Below are 15,891 nucleotides of genomic sequence, written 5' to 3'. Positions count from 1 at the left end.
CTGCCTTAGTCTCCCCAACATTTTACTGATTAGTTGTTGCGGATGTACTCATCCATCTCGGTTTTCAGGTTATCGGATTTAGTACCGAAAATTGCCTGAACACCAGAACCAGCAACCACTACGCCCGCTGCGCCCAGTTTCTTCAGGCCAGCCTGATCCACTTTGGACACATCAGCAACGCTGACGCGCAGACGAGTAATACATGCATCGAGGTTAGTGATGTTTTCTTTACCACCAAATGCGGCAACCAGAGCCGGTGCCATTTCGCTGGTGCCGGTAGCTTTCGCATCTTCAGTTGCGTCTTCACGGCCCGGCGTTTTCAGATCCAGAGCTTTAATCAGCACACGGAAGATGGTGTAGTAAACAATCGCATAACCAATACCGACAATCGGGAACAGCCACAGTTTGCTGCTGTTACCAGACAGTACGATGAAGTCGATCAGGCCGTGTGAGAACGACGTACCGTCGCGCATTCCCAGCAAAATACAGATTGGGAATGCCAGACCAGCCAGTATCGCGTGGATGATGTACAGGATCGGCGCAACGAACATGAAGGAGAACTCGATCGGCTCGGTGATACCGGTCAGGAACGAGGTCAACGCAGCGGAGATCATGATACCGCCCACTTTCGCGCGGTTTTCTGGTTTAGCAGAGTGCCAGATAGCAATCGCAGCTGCCGGCAGACCGTACATTTTGAACAGGAAGCCGCCAGACAGTTTACCCGCAGTCGGGTCACCCGCCATATAACGCGGAATATCGCCGTGGAAAACCTGACCTGCTGCGTTGGTGTATTCACCAATCTGCATCTGGAAAGGTACGTTCCAGATATGGTGCAGACCAAACGGCACCAGACAACGTTCGATGAAGCCGTAAATACCAAACGCAACTACCGGGTTCTGGTAAGCAGCCCACTGGGAGAAGGTCTGGATTGCGGAACCAATCGGCGGCCAAATGAAGGACAGCACAACGCCAGTAAAGATGGCAGCCAAACCAGAAATGATCGGTACAAAGCGTTTACCGGCAAAGAAGCCAAGATACTCAGGCAGCTTAATACGGTAGAAACGGTTAAACATGTACGCTGCAATCGCACCGGAGATGATCCCCCCAAGTACGCCAGTATCCGCCAGATGTTTAGCGGCAATTTCTTCAGCAGGTAAATGCAGTACCAGCGGCGCGACCACAGCCATGGTTTTTACCATGATGCCATAGGCAACAACTGCGGCAAGAGCGGATACGCCATCGTTATTGGTAAAGCCAAGGGCGACACCGATCGCAAAAATAAGTGGCATGTTTGCAAAGACGGAACCGCCTGCTTCTGCCATAACATGCGATACAACGGCTGGCAGCCAGCTGAAATTCGCGGAACCGACGCCCAGCAGAATACCTGCGATAGGCAGTACGGATACCGGCAGCATCAGCGATTTACCGACCTTTTGCAGGTTAGCAAATGCATTCTTAAACATAATTGAGAGTGCTCCTGAGTATGGGTGCTTTTTACGTTCTCACGCGTGGCAAGGGGGGAGAACCTTGCCGTGTACAGGGCATCTAAGCGCCCTTTATTTATTACACAGAGTAAAATAATTCAGTGTCGATTTGTTTGACGGCTATCACGTTTCAACTTCAGGTCTTTAGCGAAGTTGCACATTTTGACAAAACATATGTCAAGATATTACAAACATGGTTAGCCACCGCCCAATTTGCGGCGGTGAACTTTACTCGTTTTAACCATTAATTACGAGCTTAAAAAAAATTCATTCAACTGATGGACTGAAGGCGGGAAGCGTCGATGTGAAACAGACGGGCGAAGTTATCGGTGGTTACCTGCGCCAGTTCTTCAACGGCAACACCTTTCAACACAGCCATGTATTCTGCAACGTCACGAACCATTGCAGGTTGATTCTCTTTTCCTCGATGTGGCACTGGCGCCAGGTAAGGCGAATCAGTTTCCACCAGGAGTCGATCCAGCGGGACATAACGCGCGGCATCGCGCAGTTGTTCCGCATTACGGAAGGTCACAATGCCGGAAAAGGAGATATAAAATCCGAGATCCAGTAACTTGCCCGCCGTTTCTTTGTCCTCTGTAAAACAGTGTAGTACGCCACCACAATCCGTCACTTTTTCTTCGCGCAGAATAGCCAGCGTATCGGCGCGGGCGTCACGCGTATGGACGATAACCGGCTTGTTCAGTTCGCGACCAATCTGGATATGGTGAATAAAGGATTCTTGCTGACGGACTTTTGTTTCCGGCGTGTAATAATAATCCAGCCCGGTTTCACCCAGCGCAACAACGCCCTCTTCTGTTGCCAGACGGCGTAAATCTTCCACATCGTAGGGATCATTCTGATTTAGCGGATGCACGCCGCAAGAAAAAACGACGTTGTCACGTTCGCCGACCAGATCCCGCATATGCAGGTAACCGGGCAATGTCGTGGCGACCGCCAGACAAAATTTCACATCGCGCGCAGCGGCTTTCGCCAGAACGTCATCCACGTCCTTGTGCAAAGATTCATAATTCAGACCATCAAGATGGCAGTGTGAGTCGACTAAAAACATAATGTCTCTCTTAAAGATGAGGAACCGGTAACACAACACCCGGTTGCAGGTAATGCTCAATACGCAGTAAAAGATCGGTGATGACAAGCTCGCGGTTTACGCCTGTGACAGAAATTAACTGCTCACGACTTTGGCAAACATCCCCCAGTATAGCCTGCAGGCGAGAGGGAGAAAGCTGGTTTGCCAGTGCGGTGACAACACCAGGAACATCAACATTGGTGACTTGTGAAGCACCATAATGGCATTTGAGCGCATCCATCAACAAAGTTGCCAACCAGTGCAGACGCGCCGGAGCTTGTTCGTGGTTCAGTGCCGACAACATCGAATACCAGTCACCCGATTGCACGCTGTGTGCCAATGCCTGACAAAGTATCTCACGTGCCTGCCAGGTATCTCCCTGAAACAGCCCCAACGCCGCGCCAGGCGAACCGGCGCTCAGACGCAATGCGGTTATTATGGCCTCTTGTGACATTGTCACTTCACGCGCAAGCCAGCTCACTGCGTACTGTTCTGGCGGCGGTGCAAGGTAATGTAAGCGACAACGGCTGCGCAGTGTTGCCAGTAAGCGTTCAAGTTCTCGTGTAGCGAGGAAAAACCAGGTTTCCGCTGGCGGCTCTTCCAGCGTTTTCAGCAAGGCATTGGCAGCAGCATCGGTCAGCAAGGCGGCATCAGTGACCCAGACAACTTTCGCACCGCCTAATCGTGCGTGTTCATTCAGCTTTTCAGTGACTTCACGCACGGCATCAATGCCCAGAGCATTCTTCCCTTTTTCGGGAGCAAGAGTGTAATAATCGGGATGCGTCCCCGCCTGCATCAACTGGCATCCGCGACAATGACCACAACTTTTGTGCCCCTGCGGTTGTTGGCAAAGTAAATAACGGCTAAGAGCGTAGATTAAGGCATCATCGCCCATGCCAGGTAATGCCTGAATCAGTAGCGCATGGTGACCCCTTCCGGCCTGATAGCTGGCTACCAGTTTTTCGAAATCAGGTCGTAACCATGGATACCATCTCATTCGCCCTGCTCCTTAACCCAGTGAGTCACGGTGGTGCGAATCGCGTCCATGACGGCTTCCAGCGATTGTGTTGCATCAATAGTGTGAATGCTTTTATCTTGTGCAGCCAGTTCCAGATAGCGGGCGCGGGTGCGATTAAAGAAATCAAAAGACTCTTGCTCAATGCGATCCAGCTCGCCGCGCGCGCGCGCGCGCTTAAGGCCGACTTCTGGGGTAACATCGAGATAGAGCGTTAAATCAGGGCGAAAATCCCCAAGAACGGCATCACGCAACGTTGCCAGCATATGCTGGTCAATACCACGACCACCGCCCTGATACGCCTGAGTGGAGAGATCGTGGCGATCGCCAATCACCCAGGTGCCGTTTGCCAGTGCCGGTTTGATGACGGTTTCTACCAGCTGTACACGCGCGGCATAAAACATCAGCACTTCGGCTTTATCGGTAATGACTTCATCGCCTACCGATTTGATATCCAGCACCAGGCTTCTTAACTTTTCGGCAAGTTGCGTACCGCCAGGTTCCCGAGTGAAAACCATGTCGCGGATACCCAGTTGCTCAAGCGTCTCAACCACCACGTTGCGTGCGGTGGTTTTGCCTGCGCCTTCCAGCCCTTCAATGACGATATACTTACTGCGCATTTTTTTCCTTAAGCACTTTCAGATAATCCTGCACAGACTTGTTATGACTGGCAAGATTGGTATTAAACGTGTGACCACCTTTACCATCGGCCACAAAATAGAGATACGGCGTTTTTGCCGGATGCGCAGCAGCCTTCAGCGAATCAGCCCCCGGCGTAGCAATCGCGCCTGGCGGCAAACCGGTAATGGTGTAGGTGTTATACGCTGTTGGCGTTTCCAGATCTGCACGAGAAAGTTTGCCATTATAACGCTCTCCCATCCCGTAAATCACCGTCGGGTCGGTCTGCAGGCGCATACCAATGCGTAAACGGTTGATAAAGACCGAGGCAACCTGATCTCGCTCACTGGCAACGGCGGTTTCTTTTTCGATAATTGATGCCATCGTCACCAGCTGGTTTTTATCTTTATAAGGTAGACCGTCCGCACGCCCTTCCCAGGCGCTATCAACCGCTTTCAGCATTTTCTTGTGTGCTCGCTTGAGTAACGCAACATCGGTGGTATTGGCGGTATACATCCAGGTGTCTGGCCAGAACCAGCCTTCAATCCACTCCGGTTTTTCCAGCTCCAGCGCCTGTGCCACGGTGGTATATTTATCGTCGCTCAGCGTGTGCTTGACATACGGTGCCTCACGCAATTGTTTGAGGTAATCGCTCAGACGCATCCCTTCCACCAGGCGTAGTGGAAACTGTGCTTCTTTACCGCTTTCCAGCAATTTCAGCATCTCACGCACAGTCATCTGCGGTGTAAAGCGGTAAGTTCCGGCTTTGAAGTGAGAAAGATCCGGTTCGATACGCAGCAGCCATTGAAATACCCGTGGGCGATTGATGATCTTATCGGCATAAAGCTGTTCACCGAGCGCCAGACGTCCGGTTCCCGGTTTGAGGGTAAATATCGTCTCTTCTTTAATAAGTAATTTGCTGTCGGCGAGATGGCGAACCTTCCAGACGCCCACACCAGCGGCGATACCCAGTACCACCAGCAATAACAAGACAATCAATAACACTTTTTTCATGACTAATTCGGGTGCTCACAAAGTGGGGCTAAATATTCATATAGCGTTGTTGACGAAAAGGAGGCTTCGCCACAGGCACGCACGGGAATCACTGGCATCAACGCATTACAGACTACCATCTCATCTGCCTGCATCACCTCCTCCAGCGAGGCTTGTACTTCGACAAGCTGATAAGAGGATTGTGCCAGTAAACCGATGCAGAATTGTCGCATAATGCCGTTGACACCAGCCTGATCCAGACGCGGCGTATAAACTACGTTGCCCTTGCGCCAGAACAAATTAGCCGCACAGCATTCCGTAACCCACCCATCGCTGTCAAGAACCAGCGCCTCATCGGCGTTTGTCTGCTCAAGATGAGAGCGGATCAGTACTTGCTCAAGCCGATTAAGATGTTTAATTCCTGCGAGATAAGGATTACGTCCAAGGCGTACTGGACTTAGCGCCAGAGTAATACCTTCCCGCCGCCAGCGGGTGTAATGTTCAGGAAAGGGGGAGACAGATAAAATGCGCCCAGGCGATTCGCAGTGGGCGATGCTATATCCTCGACCACCACTGCCGCGAGTGATAATAACTTTTAAAACGCCACGCTCAGCTTGTCGTGCCAGACTTTGCATCTCATCTTCCAGTATAGACCAGTCGGAATAAGGAATGCTTAAACGGGAGCAGGCTTCACGTAAACGTGTTAAATGCGCGGTCAAGAGTACTACCTGCCCACAGTTTATCACAGCCGTTGTAAAACATCCATCACCGAACTGTATGCTCCTGTCACAAGCCGGTAACTCATTGTTACATTTTCCATTAATTAAAAACATTCACTTCCCCAATAAACAAAGAAATACAATAAATTATTTTAGCTTCTATGTTCAAATTTATCTGTTCACTGGCCTCTTTTTGATTGCCCAAAGATATTTATACGACAGCACACATTTAAATCATCAATATGATTGTACAACTCCCCCAGCAATCCTCACAAACTTCACCACCAATCATACGCAATACGAATCAATTAAGCATGCCTAAAAACATATTTAAGTAAAAATAAGGTGTTTAACGTTTCGTGCTTTAATATTATATTTTTTCCTGAGGAATTTAAAATTCACTGGAGTGATGGCAGTGCCTTAGTACTGTCAAAGTAAGCATATTTGCTGCAATCTCAAGGATAATGTAAATGAAATTCAAACTAGCCGCTCTGGTTTTAGTAACAACCGCTGGTCTTAGCTCTGTCGCCTCTGCAGATGATGGTAAAATAAATTTTATTGGAGATATCATTGAATCAGGCTGTGAAGTTAACAGTACGCTGTCATCTCCAATGACAGTGAAATTAGGCACAATTGCTAAAACAGCTTTTAACGCTACGGCTGGGACTACTGCTGCAAATACCAAATTTACACTGGTATTAAAAAATTGCCCGAATGAGCTCAAAAATGTTGCTGTTAAATACGATGGTACTCCGGATCAGATCAACCAGGATGCTTTACAAGTTACTGATTACGGTACAACCGGTGTAGCAAAAGGTGTTGCAATTCAGCTCATGAATTCTTCCGGTAGCGTGCTACCTCTCGGTACTGAATCCGATAGCACGGCTCTCAATAGCACTGGCGACACTAACCTGGACTTCTTTGCACGTTATATCGCTACAGAAGATACCATAGCGGTTGGTAGTGCAAATGGTACTGTGAACTTTACGTTAGCGTATAACTAAGATACGCCTGATTTTAATATAATTACGTCAGGTAAAACCGAGTTACTCGGTTTTACCTTTTAAAGGTTTTTGAGATGAAATTATCGACTTATTTTCTTGCTACTGCATTGTTATTATCCAACTCTGTTGCACAGGCGGGTGTCATTGTTGGAGGAACACGAGTTATTTATAACGGCGATAAAAAAGAAACGTCTCTGCACCTGAAAAATCCGGATAAATCCTCCTACCTTATTCAATCATGGGTCGATGGAGATCCGCAAACCAACGCCAAAGCCCCTTTTATTATTACCCCCCCTCTGTTCCGCCTGGGCGCCACTGAAGAAAATGCGTTGCGCATTATTCGCGCTGGCGGCAATCTGCCGACAGATCGCGAAACGATGTACTGGATGAATATTAAAACGATACCTGCAACTGAAAAGCAGGAAAATGTCAACACCTTGCAAATTGCCATTAAAACGCGAATTAAATTGATTTATCGACCACATGAGATTTCGTCCACATTACCAGAACAAGTCGTGAAAAATTTGACCTGGCGACGTAGCGGACAGCAAATCACTGTCACCAACCCAACTGCTTACTATATGAACTTCAGTCAGGTCAAGATTGGCGGAAAAGCATTACCTGATGCCACATATGTTGCTCCTATGAGTAGTGCGACATTTCAAATTCCAGCCAACACAACAGGAAATGTAAGCTGGACAATCATCAGTGATTACGGTGCAGCAGGCGACGTACACAACGCTTCTTTGTAAGACGTCATTTAACTGCATAAGGATGTGTAATGAGTTCAAGAATCAATAAAAAGAAAATGATACGGAACAAAATTGCCTGTTTCGTTGCTCTGCAATGCGCCCTGTCTCTCGCCTCATCGGCATATGCACGCGAATATTTTAACCCCGCATTACTGGGAATCGACGGCCCTGGCTCAGGTATTTCAGATCTTAGCGCTTTTGAAGAGGGTGTCGGTCAGATTCCTGGAACCTATCGTGTTGACGTTTACCTAAACAAAATGTCGCTGGGTACACACGATATTACTTTCAGTATGCAGAAAGACCTTCAGGGTCAGAACATATTGCAACCATGCATATCGGTGGAAAAATTAAAGCAATTTGGTGTTCGTACCGAGTTATTCCCGCAACTGATCAATAATGAAGGCTGCGCCAATCTCGCGGCAATTCCGATGGCCTCGGCAAAACTCATTTTTAACCGTCAGCAGCTAATGGTGGAAATACCTCAAGCGGCAGTCGAAGCGAAACCGCGTGGATACGTGGCGCCTGAAAATCTGGATGAAGGAATAAATGCGTTACTGCTGAACTACAATTTCACCGGTGCTAATACAAAATCGCGTGATAGCAATTCATCTGATTCTGACAGCTATTATCTTAATCTCCTTCCTGGATTAAATATCGGGCCATGGCGCTTACGTAATTACAGTACCTGGAGTCGTAACACTTTTGGTAGTGATACCCAGAACAACTGGGATTCTCTGTATACCTATGCCCAGCGAAATATCATTTCGCTCAAGAGCCAGCTCACGCTTGGAGAAAGCTCTTCTCCGTCAGATATGTTTGATAGCGTTCCGTTTCGCGGTGTGCAGCTAGCTTCTGATGACGATATGTTACCTGACAGTATGCGTGGTTATGCACCTGTTGTACGCGGAATCGCCAGAACCAATGCGCAGGTTATTGTTAAACAAAATGGTTATACCATTTATCAAACTTATGTTTCGCCAGGCGCATTTGAAATCACGGATATGTATCCGACCGGAAGTAGCGGCGATCTGGACGTAACGGTCAAAGAAGCGGATGGCAGTGAACAGCACCAGGTTGTTCCCTTTGCATCGCTCCCCGTGTTGCAACGTGAAGGCCGCCTGAAATATAGCGTGACCAGCGGAAAATACCGCTCTTATGACAGCCGTGTTGATAAAGAGTATTTCACGCAAGCAACTGCCATATATGGCCTGCCCGTTGGATTTACCTTATATGGCGGTGGGCAATTCTCGCAACATTATCAATCATTAATTTTCGGTATGGGTAAAAACTTGGGTGAAATGGGCGCCTTATCTATCGATACCGCCCAGGCCTGGTCCCAACAGCAGGAACAAGAGAAAACCAGCGGTCAGTCAGTACGGGTACGCTATAGTAAAAACATTCTCGCCACCGGGACTAATGTTTCTATCGCGGGCTATCGCTATTCCACATCGGGTTATTATTCACTGCAAGAAACGCTCGACACCTGGCGTGAAAATAATCAAAACATGCCAGAACGGCGGCGTAACCGAGCGGAGTTCCTGCTTAACCAAAATCTTGGACAGAATGCTGGTTCAGTATCGCTTAATGCCATTAGCGAAGATTATTGGAACAGCGATCGACAAATGCGTTCTGTTGGCGTTGGCTACAGTAATAGCTGGAGCGGCATGACTTACAGCCTGAATTACAGTTATAACCGTAATACCAACGACAATAGTAATTACCGCGACAATAATACAACGCGTAATAAGTACTACAATAGCGATCAGATTTTCTCATTTAATATCAATATTCCATTAAATCGCTGGTTGAATAACAGTTGGGCGAGCTACAGTCTGAATACCAGTAAACACGGCGATACCAGTCATTCTGTAGGCCTGAATGGTTCTGCGCTTGACGATCAGAACCTCAACTGGAATATTCAGGAAAGTGAAACGGATCACGGTGTAGGTAATGGCGGTTATGCCAGCCTGGACTATCAGGGAACCTATGGTCGCGTCAATGCTGCGTACAGTTATGACCAGAACCAGCACCGGGTGAACTATGGTATTGATGGGGGTATTGTTGTTCATGCCAATGGCATCACACTAAGCCAGTCCCTGGGAGAAACCACTGCACTGGTTGAAGCGCCAGGTGCCAGCGGTGTAAATATCAGTAACCAGACCGGTGTAAACACCGACTTTCGTGGCTACACGATCGTTCCTTATATCAGCCCCTATCGTGAAAACACTATTTCACTTAACACTGAAGCATTACCTGAAAATGCAGATGTTGAGCTCTCCTCACGTACAGTAACGCCGACACGTGGCGCTATCGCGCGAGCAAACTTTAATATTCGCGTAGGTAATCGTGTATTAATGATGCTGGATAAACCATCGGGAGAAGCAATACCTTTCGGAGCCATTGTCACCCTGCTTAACAGCGAAAATGCAAACAGCTTTATCGTCGGCGATAACGGACAAGTCTATATGACAGGTATGCCGGACAGTGGTGTACTCGCCGTTAAATGGGGAAACAATGCGCACCAAAATTGCCGGGTTGAATTCAACGTCACTCAACAGCAATCGACAAATAGTGTATTAGAGAGCCATGGAAGGTGCGAATAAATTGAGCCAGAAAAGAGGAAACAATGCTATGAATAAACAAAGGGTAATCATCTTTCTTATCTCAGGCATTGCATCACTGCCGTTAACAACAACAGCATCGCAATTTCAGACTGATACTGCACAGGTAGTCACCTACCCTCATGATTTTTCAACGTGGAGCATACCAACGAGTGTAGGTGGAACAACCTGGTTTGATGACTGGAATAAATTTTATTGGATCAATATCGCGTCCGGAGGTTCTGGCAGTGCATATGCCGATCTTACAGTAAATGGGACGGTGGTCGGAACAACGGGCGACGGAGCAACCATATATCAAACAAGCAATCCTGGTATTGGCATTGCATATCAACTCAATTTTTCAACCCCAACAGATACCACACCAAATTTGGCGAAAGCAGCACCTCACACGCTGACTTTCCCGGAAGGTTTAAGCAAGAGTGGTTACATACACATCAAGTATGAATTAGTTCGTCTTACAGAGCAGATACCGCCAGGACCTCTTGTCGCTGTTCCTGACGTCACATTAAATTATCACAACCCGCCGGGAAGCACTTATTCGGATAAATCATTTCTTGCACGCTCAGGAGTTTCTTCGCAGCCTACCATGACGCCATGCACAATAAATGCTCCAAAAGAAGTGAACCTTACAACACTTTATGGCGGTAATGCAGTTAGTGGGGCACAACTGGCTACGCCAATACCTACAATAACATTAACAAATTGTCCGGGCGCAATTACGGGTATCTCTTACAAATTTAGCGCCTTATACGGAACTCACGGCTCGGTGGATGGCGTGATGAACGGTGAGACCGGAACCGGTTATGCGCAAGGCGTATATGTGCAATTTCAAAACCCCGATGGAAGCGGATTCGATCAGTTTAACAATAACTTTGCATTGAATTATATCGGCTCAGGTGATTATACAATACCCGAATATAAAGTAGCTTATTACATTGACGATGTTAATAACATAACCACCGGCCAGGTAAAATCCGCATTGCAATTTACTGTACAATATAATTAAGGAAAAATGATGAATATAATATGGAAGCGTAAGTTTATAATATTTGTTATCGCCAGCAGTCTTCTGGGGGCTTCCTCCGTTAATGCGGTAGAGATCAATATTAATGGATTAGTACTGGCATCTCCGTGCGTCGTTAATGGTGGGAATAGTGCCGTGAATGTAAATATTGGCGATAATATTCAGGCGGATTCTCTTTCGGCTGCGGGAAGCGCATCCACCTGGAAAGACTTCTCTTTGCAATTAACCAATTGCCCACTCTCAACCTCCAGCTTTAGCGTCGCTTTCTCTGGTACGCCGGACGGTGATATTGCCACAAACTACGCCAATACTGGTTCAGCAACTAATCTCTCTCTTGAGCTCACTACGCAGGATGGTTCTACAACGTTGGGTAATGGTTCATCAATCAATAATACCCCTATTCCTGGTTCTCACGCCTATGACCTTCAGCTTCGTACGCGGGCTGTATCGAAAGGAAATGTGATGCCTGGTTCAATCACCGGCCTGGTTCAGGCAACATTTACTTATCAGTAACAGGTGCTAGCGCCATGATTACTCAACGAAGTGCCACAATTTTTACCTTACTGGTAACTCTCTGGCCTTTATGTGCATTTCACTCTGCCCAAGCGGCTGATATTAACATTAATGGCACGGTGGTAGCATCAGCATGCGTCATAGATACACAAACGAAGGCTCAAACTGTCAGCTTTGAGCAGGCGCGAGCCGTTAATTACGACACGGTCGGCCATACCAGTGAGTGGCAGAACTTTAGTCTGAATTTATCTTCTTGCCCTGCATCAACAAGCAGTGTTACAGCGTTGTTTACCGGGGAAAGCGATCTTGTTGACCAGACGAAGTTCGCGAATACACTTGGGGATGCCACCGGGATGGCGCTGCAGATTATGACGGATGACCACATAACGGAAATAAGCCCGAATGGTAAAATGACGGTAAACGTCGACCAGGCCAGTAGAAAAGCGACCTTCCCACTTGCTGCACGGATGTATACACCTACCGGTACGGTCACGGCAGGTGAATTCCATACTGTTGTGCAGTTTACGTTTACTTATCAATAAGTTGACGTAAAAAAAGCGAAACACATTGTGTTTCGCTTTTTAACTATCTACTTAAGGATTAAACGCGTTTAAAGATCAACGAACCGTTAGTACCTCCAAAGCCGAAGGAGTTACACAGGGTATACTCCATTCCGCTGACCTGACGCGCTTCGTGTGGTACGAAATCCAGATCGCAACCTTCATCCGGGTTATCCAGGTTGATGGTCGGTGGAACAGCCTGATCGCGCAGCGCCAGGATGGAGTAGATAGACTCTACCGCACCCGCCGCACCTAACAGGTGACCGGTCATGGATTTCGTGGAGCTTACCAGCACACGGCTTGCAGCTTCACCGAAGATGGTTTTCACTGCCTGCGCTTCGGCTTTATCGCCAGCAGGCGTTGAAGTACCGTGCGCGTTAACGTAGCCAATCTGGCTCGCTTCAATACCTGCATCACGCAGAGCATTTGCCATTGCCAGAGCTGCGCCTGCGCCATTTTCCGGCGGCGACGTCATATGATAGGCATCGCTGCTCATACCAAAGCCGACGAGTTCAGCGTAAATTTTCGCACCGCGTTTTTTCGCGTGTTCGTACTCTTCGAGCACCAGCATACCGGCACCATCGCCCAGTACGAAACCATCACGCTCTTTATCCCACGGGCGGCTAGCCGCTTGCGGGTTATCATTGCGGGTAGATAATGCACGTGCCGCGCCGAAACCGCCAACGCCCAGCGGCGTACTGGCTTTCTCTGCGCCACCTGCAACCATCACGTCAGCATCGCCATACGCGATAATACGCGCAGCATGACCAATGTTGTGCACGCCGGAAGTACAGGCGGTCGCGATAGAGATGCTTGGGCCACGCAGGCCATACATGATAGTCAGGTGACCTGCCACCATGTTCACAATCGTTGACGGAACGAAGAATGGGCTGATCTTACGTGGACCACCGTTCATCAAAGATGTGTGGTTTTCTTCGATCAGTCCGAGGCCGCCTATCCCGGAGCCAATTGCGGCACCAATGCGGGTTGCGTTCTCTTCCGTTATTTCAAGGCCAGAATCCTGCATGGCCTGAACGCCAGCGACAATTCCATATTGAATGAAGGCATCCATCTTGCGCTGTTCTTTGCGCGAGATAATGTCCTCACAGTTAAAATCCTTTACTAAGCCAGCAAATTTCGTTGCATAGGCGCTAGTATCGAAATGGTCGATTAGGCTGATGCCACTCTGACCGGCAAGCAGAGCTTTCCAGGTAGACTCTACGGTATTGCCGACAGGAGACAACATGCCCAGTCCGGTCACAACTACACGACGCTTAGACACGTTTGTCCTCCAGGGAGGGAAAAAAATGATTCTAGTGGGACAAAAAGATAAAACTCAGGCGGTCGAACGACCGCCTGGAGATGTTCACTTACGCCTGGTGGCCGTTGATGTAATCAATGGCAGCCTGAACGGTGGTGATTTTCTCAGCTTCTTCGTCCGGAATCTCAGTATCAAACTCTTCTTCCAGAGCCATTACCAGCTCAACGGTGTCAAGAGAATCCGCGCCCAGGTCTTCAACGAAAGAAGCATTGTTGGTAACTTCTTCCTGCTTAACGCCCAGCTGTTCGCCGATAATTTTCTTAACGCGTTCTTCGATAGTGCTCATACTCTTAAATTTCCTATCAAAACTCGCTTTCGCGATGGTTTTCGTAGTGTATAAAATGTTGAAAAATTTGCAACTAAATCCCGGCAGGTCTTACCACGATTTTACGTTATTTTGAGGCCATACCCCCCAACAACGCAAATCATTTTGCACTAATTATTACTCATAACCACGCAGACTGCGCGCAACATGAGCATTTTGTGCAAATCGCGGTCAGACCATGTACATCCCGCCGTTCACATGCAAAGTTTCACCCGTGATGTAAGCTGCTTCGTCGGATGCCAGGAATGCAACCGCGTTGGCGATTTCCTGTGCGCCGCCGAGGCGACCCGCAGGAACCTGCGCCAGGATACCCGCACGCTGGTCATCGCTCAGCGCACGTGTCATGTCCGTTTCAATAAAGCCCGGAGCAACAACGTTTACAGTAATACCACGTGACGCAACTTCGCGCGCCAGGGATTTACTGAAGCCGATCAAGCCCGCTTTCGCCGCAGCGTAGTTGGCCTGACCGCCATTTCCCATGGTACCAACCACAGAACCGATAGTGATAATACGACCATGACGCTTTTTCATCATAGCGCGCATTACCGCTTTTGACAGACGGAAAACAGATGAAAGGTTGGTTTCGATAATATCGTTCCACTCATCATCTTTCATTCGCATTAACAGGTTATCACGAGTGATACCGGCATTATTGACCAGGATATCGACTTCACCAAATTCTGCGCGAATTTTTTCCAGAACAGATTCGATAGATGCCGGGTCGGTCACATTCAACATCAGACCTTTACCGTTATCACCTAAATAATCGCTGATCGCCTGAGCGCCGCTTTCACTGGTCGCAGTACCGATAACTTTCGCGCCACGAGCTGCGAGCGTTTCAGCAATTGCGCGGCCAATCCCACGGCTTGCACCGGTTACCAGTGCGATTTTTCCTTCAAAATTCATATTTTTCCTCTTTTAAAGCTCGAGCGCCGCTGCCATCGCTGAAGGTTCGTTCAGCGCCGAGGCGGTCAGGGTGTCGACAATGCGTTTCGTCAGGCCAGTAAGCACTTTGCCCGGGCCGACTTCATAAAGATGTTCAACGCCTTGCGCTGCCATGTATTCAACAGATTTCGTCCACTGAACCGGATTATACAGCTGACGTACCAGCGCATCACGGATAGCATCGCCATTAGTTTCGCATTTCACATCAACGTTATTCACAACCGGAACGGTTGGGGTATTGAAGGTGATTTTCGCCAATTCAACAGCCAATTTATCGGCAGCCGGTTTCATCAGCGCACAGTGTGACGGTACGCTTACAGGCAACGGCAGCGCACGTTTTGCGCCCGCAGCTTTACAGGCAGCACCTGCACGCTCAACCGCTTCTTTATGACCGGCAATAACGACCTGCCCCGGAGAGTTAAAGTTTACCGGAGAAACGACCTGACCTTCTGCAGCTTCTTCACACGCTTTAGCAATAGACGCATCATCAAGACCGATAATTGCCGCCATTGCACCTGTCCCTTCCGGTACAGCTTCCTGCATGAACTTGCCACGCATCTCAACCAGACGCACCGCATCAGCAAAATCAATCACACCAGCGCAAACCAGCGCGGAGTATTCACCCAGGCTGTGACCGGCCATCATCGCCGGTGCTTTACCGCCCTGCTGCTGCCACACACGGTACAGCGCAACAGATGCCGTCAACAGTGCTGGTTGGGTTTGCCAGGTTTTATTCAATTCTTCGGCAGGTCCCTGCTGGGTCAGTGCCCACAAGTCGTAGCCCAGCGCCGCAGAAGCTTCAGCAAACGTTTCTTCGACAATGGGATAGCTCGCCGCCATATCAGCCAGCATTCCAACGGTTTGAGAGCCCTGTCCAGGGAACACAAATGCAAATTGCGTCATCTTTAAA

16 protein-coding genes are annotated in these 15,891 nt (G+C 48.5%); 6 read left to right on the top strand and 10 right to left on the bottom strand.

Going from position 1 to position 15,891, the window contains the following annotated elements:
- Positions 1 to 29: 29 nt before the first annotated feature.
- The 6 genes from ptsG to pabC form a co-directional block, all read right to left on the bottom strand.
- Positions 30 to 1,463 (bottom strand): PTS glucose transporter subunit IIBC, encoded by a 1,434-nt coding sequence (gene ptsG / locus RGV86_RS21455; RefSeq protein ID WP_000475698.1) that lies wholly within the window; start codon positions 1,461 to 1,463, stop codon positions 30 to 32.
- Positions 1,464 to 1,755: 292 nt separating this feature from the next.
- Complete coding sequence (locus RGV86_RS21450; protein WP_000480284.1) at positions 1,756 to 2,553, bottom strand: metal-dependent hydrolase; 798 nt, start codon at positions 2,551 to 2,553, stop codon at positions 1,756 to 1,758.
- Between the two features lie 10 nt (positions 2,554 to 2,563).
- A complete protein-coding gene (holB, locus tag RGV86_RS21445; protein ID WP_085460627.1) occupies positions 2,564 to 3,568 on the bottom strand; it encodes a DNA polymerase III subunit delta' in 1,005 nt (334 codons plus the stop codon).
- Positions 3,565 to 4,206 carry a dTMP kinase gene (gene tmk / locus RGV86_RS21440; protein ID WP_001257008.1) on the bottom strand — a complete coding sequence of 214 codons (642 nt, stop codon included), beginning with the start codon at positions 4,204 to 4,206 and terminating at the stop codon, positions 3,565 to 3,567. Before tmk ends, holB begins: the two co-directional genes overlap by 4 nt.
- A complete protein-coding gene (gene yceG / locus RGV86_RS21435) occupies positions 4,196 to 5,218 on the bottom strand; it encodes a cell division protein YceG (RefSeq protein WP_085460626.1) in 1,023 nt (340 codons plus the stop codon). Before yceG ends, tmk begins: the two co-directional genes overlap by 11 nt.
- Positions 5,219 to 5,220: 2 nt before the next feature.
- A complete protein-coding gene (gene pabC, locus RGV86_RS21430) occupies positions 5,221 to 6,030 on the bottom strand; it encodes an aminodeoxychorismate lyase (RefSeq protein WP_085460625.1) in 810 nt (269 codons plus the stop codon).
- A 356-nt stretch (positions 6,031 to 6,386) separates the two neighbouring features.
- On the opposite strand from pabC, the gene RGV86_RS21425 reads away from it, so the two are divergent.
- From RGV86_RS21425 to RGV86_RS21400, 6 genes are all read left to right on the top strand, one after another.
- A complete protein-coding gene (locus RGV86_RS21425) occupies positions 6,387 to 6,920 on the top strand; it encodes a fimbrial protein (RefSeq protein ID WP_000669543.1) in 534 nt (177 codons plus the stop codon).
- 74 nt (positions 6,921 to 6,994) lie between these two features.
- Positions 6,995 to 7,672, top strand: coding sequence for a fimbria/pilus periplasmic chaperone (locus RGV86_RS21420; RefSeq protein ID WP_000778187.1), 678 nt, complete (start codon positions 6,995 to 6,997; stop codon positions 7,670 to 7,672).
- 29 nt (positions 7,673 to 7,701) lie between these two features.
- Positions 7,702 to 10,275: a fimbria/pilus outer membrane usher protein gene (locus tag RGV86_RS21415; protein WP_085460624.1), complete on the top strand. Its 2,574-nt coding sequence runs from the start codon at positions 7,702 to 7,704 to the stop codon at positions 10,273 to 10,275.
- 1 nt (position 10,276) lies between these two features.
- On the top strand, positions 10,277 to 11,299 hold the full coding sequence (locus RGV86_RS21410; RefSeq protein WP_137598406.1) for a fimbrial protein: 1,023 nt from the start codon (positions 10,277 to 10,279) through the stop codon (positions 11,297 to 11,299).
- A gap of 9 nt (positions 11,300 to 11,308) precedes the next feature.
- Positions 11,309 to 11,830, top strand: a complete 522-nt coding sequence (locus RGV86_RS21405; protein ID WP_085460623.1) for a fimbrial protein — start codon at positions 11,309 to 11,311, stop codon at positions 11,828 to 11,830.
- A 14-nt stretch (positions 11,831 to 11,844) separates the two neighbouring features.
- Complete coding sequence (locus tag RGV86_RS21400) at positions 11,845 to 12,372, top strand: fimbrial protein (protein ID WP_085460622.1); 528 nt, start codon at positions 11,845 to 11,847, stop codon at positions 12,370 to 12,372.
- Between the two features lie 58 nt (positions 12,373 to 12,430).
- Here the strand turns inward: RGV86_RS21400 and fabF are convergent, their stop codons facing one another.
- The 4 genes from fabF to fabD form a co-directional block, all read right to left on the bottom strand.
- On the bottom strand, positions 12,431 to 13,672 hold the full coding sequence (fabF, locus tag RGV86_RS21395) for a beta-ketoacyl-ACP synthase II (RefSeq protein WP_000044680.1): 1,242 nt from the start codon (positions 13,670 to 13,672) through the stop codon (positions 12,431 to 12,433).
- Positions 13,673 to 13,760: 88 nt separating this feature from the next.
- Positions 13,761 to 13,997: an acyl carrier protein gene (gene acpP / locus RGV86_RS21390; protein WP_000103754.1), complete on the bottom strand. Its 237-nt coding sequence runs from the start codon at positions 13,995 to 13,997 to the stop codon at positions 13,761 to 13,763.
- A gap of 210 nt (positions 13,998 to 14,207) precedes the next feature.
- On the bottom strand, positions 14,208 to 14,942 hold the full coding sequence (fabG, locus tag RGV86_RS21385; protein WP_001008544.1) for a 3-oxoacyl-ACP reductase FabG: 735 nt from the start codon (positions 14,940 to 14,942) through the stop codon (positions 14,208 to 14,210).
- A 12-nt stretch (positions 14,943 to 14,954) separates the two neighbouring features.
- Positions 14,955 to 15,884 carry an ACP S-malonyltransferase gene (gene fabD, locus RGV86_RS21380; protein WP_000191375.1) on the bottom strand — a complete coding sequence of 310 codons (930 nt, stop codon included), beginning with the start codon at positions 15,882 to 15,884 and terminating at the stop codon, positions 14,955 to 14,957.
- Positions 15,885 to 15,891 lie beyond the last annotated feature (7 nt).

Origin of the sequence: Escherichia ruysiae (genome assembly GCF_031323975.1) — a bacterium.
In the GTDB taxonomy this organism is placed as follows: domain Bacteria; phylum Pseudomonadota; class Gammaproteobacteria; order Enterobacterales; family Enterobacteriaceae; genus Escherichia; species Escherichia ruysiae.
This window is presented reverse-complemented; position numbering and strand designations above follow the sequence as displayed.

Bases quoted from the DNA above. Each gene is read 5' to 3' on its own strand.
- ptsG (WP_000475698.1), bottom strand. From the start codon at position 1,463: ATGTTTAAGAATGCATTTGCTAACCTGCAAAAGGTCGGTAAATCGCTG.
- RGV86_RS21450 (WP_000480284.1), bottom strand. From the start codon at position 2,553: ATGTTTTTAGTCGACTCACACTGCCATCTTGATGGTCTGAATTATGAA.
- holB (WP_085460627.1), bottom strand. From the start codon at position 3,568: ATGAGATGGTATCCATGGTTACGACCTGATTTCGAAAAACTGGTAGCC.
- tmk (WP_001257008.1), bottom strand. From the start codon at position 4,206: ATGCGCAGTAAGTATATCGTCATTGAAGGGCTGGAAGGCGCAGGCAAA.
- yceG (WP_085460626.1), bottom strand. From the start codon at position 5,218: ATGAAAAAAGTGTTATTGATTGTCTTGTTATTGCTGGTGGTACTGGGT.
- pabC (WP_085460625.1), bottom strand. From the start codon at position 6,030: ATGTTTTTAATTAATGGAAAATGTAACAATGAGTTACCGGCTTGTGAC.
- RGV86_RS21425 (WP_000669543.1), top strand. From the start codon at position 6,387: ATGAAATTCAAACTAGCCGCTCTGGTTTTAGTAACAACCGCTGGTCTT.
- RGV86_RS21420 (WP_000778187.1), top strand. From the start codon at position 6,995: ATGAAATTATCGACTTATTTTCTTGCTACTGCATTGTTATTATCCAAC.
- RGV86_RS21415 (WP_085460624.1), top strand. From the start codon at position 7,702: ATGAGTTCAAGAATCAATAAAAAGAAAATGATACGGAACAAAATTGCC.
- RGV86_RS21405 (WP_085460623.1), top strand. From the start codon at position 11,309: ATGAATATAATATGGAAGCGTAAGTTTATAATATTTGTTATCGCCAGC.
- RGV86_RS21400 (WP_085460622.1), top strand. From the start codon at position 11,845: ATGATTACTCAACGAAGTGCCACAATTTTTACCTTACTGGTAACTCTC.
- acpP (WP_000103754.1), bottom strand. From the start codon at position 13,997: ATGAGCACTATCGAAGAACGCGTTAAGAAAATTATCGGCGAACAGCTG.
- fabG (WP_001008544.1), bottom strand. From the start codon at position 14,942: ATGAATTTTGAAGGAAAAATCGCACTGGTAACCGGTGCAAGCCGTGGG.
- fabD (WP_000191375.1), bottom strand. From the start codon at position 15,884: ATGACGCAATTTGCATTTGTGTTCCCTGGACAGGGCTCTCAAACCGTT.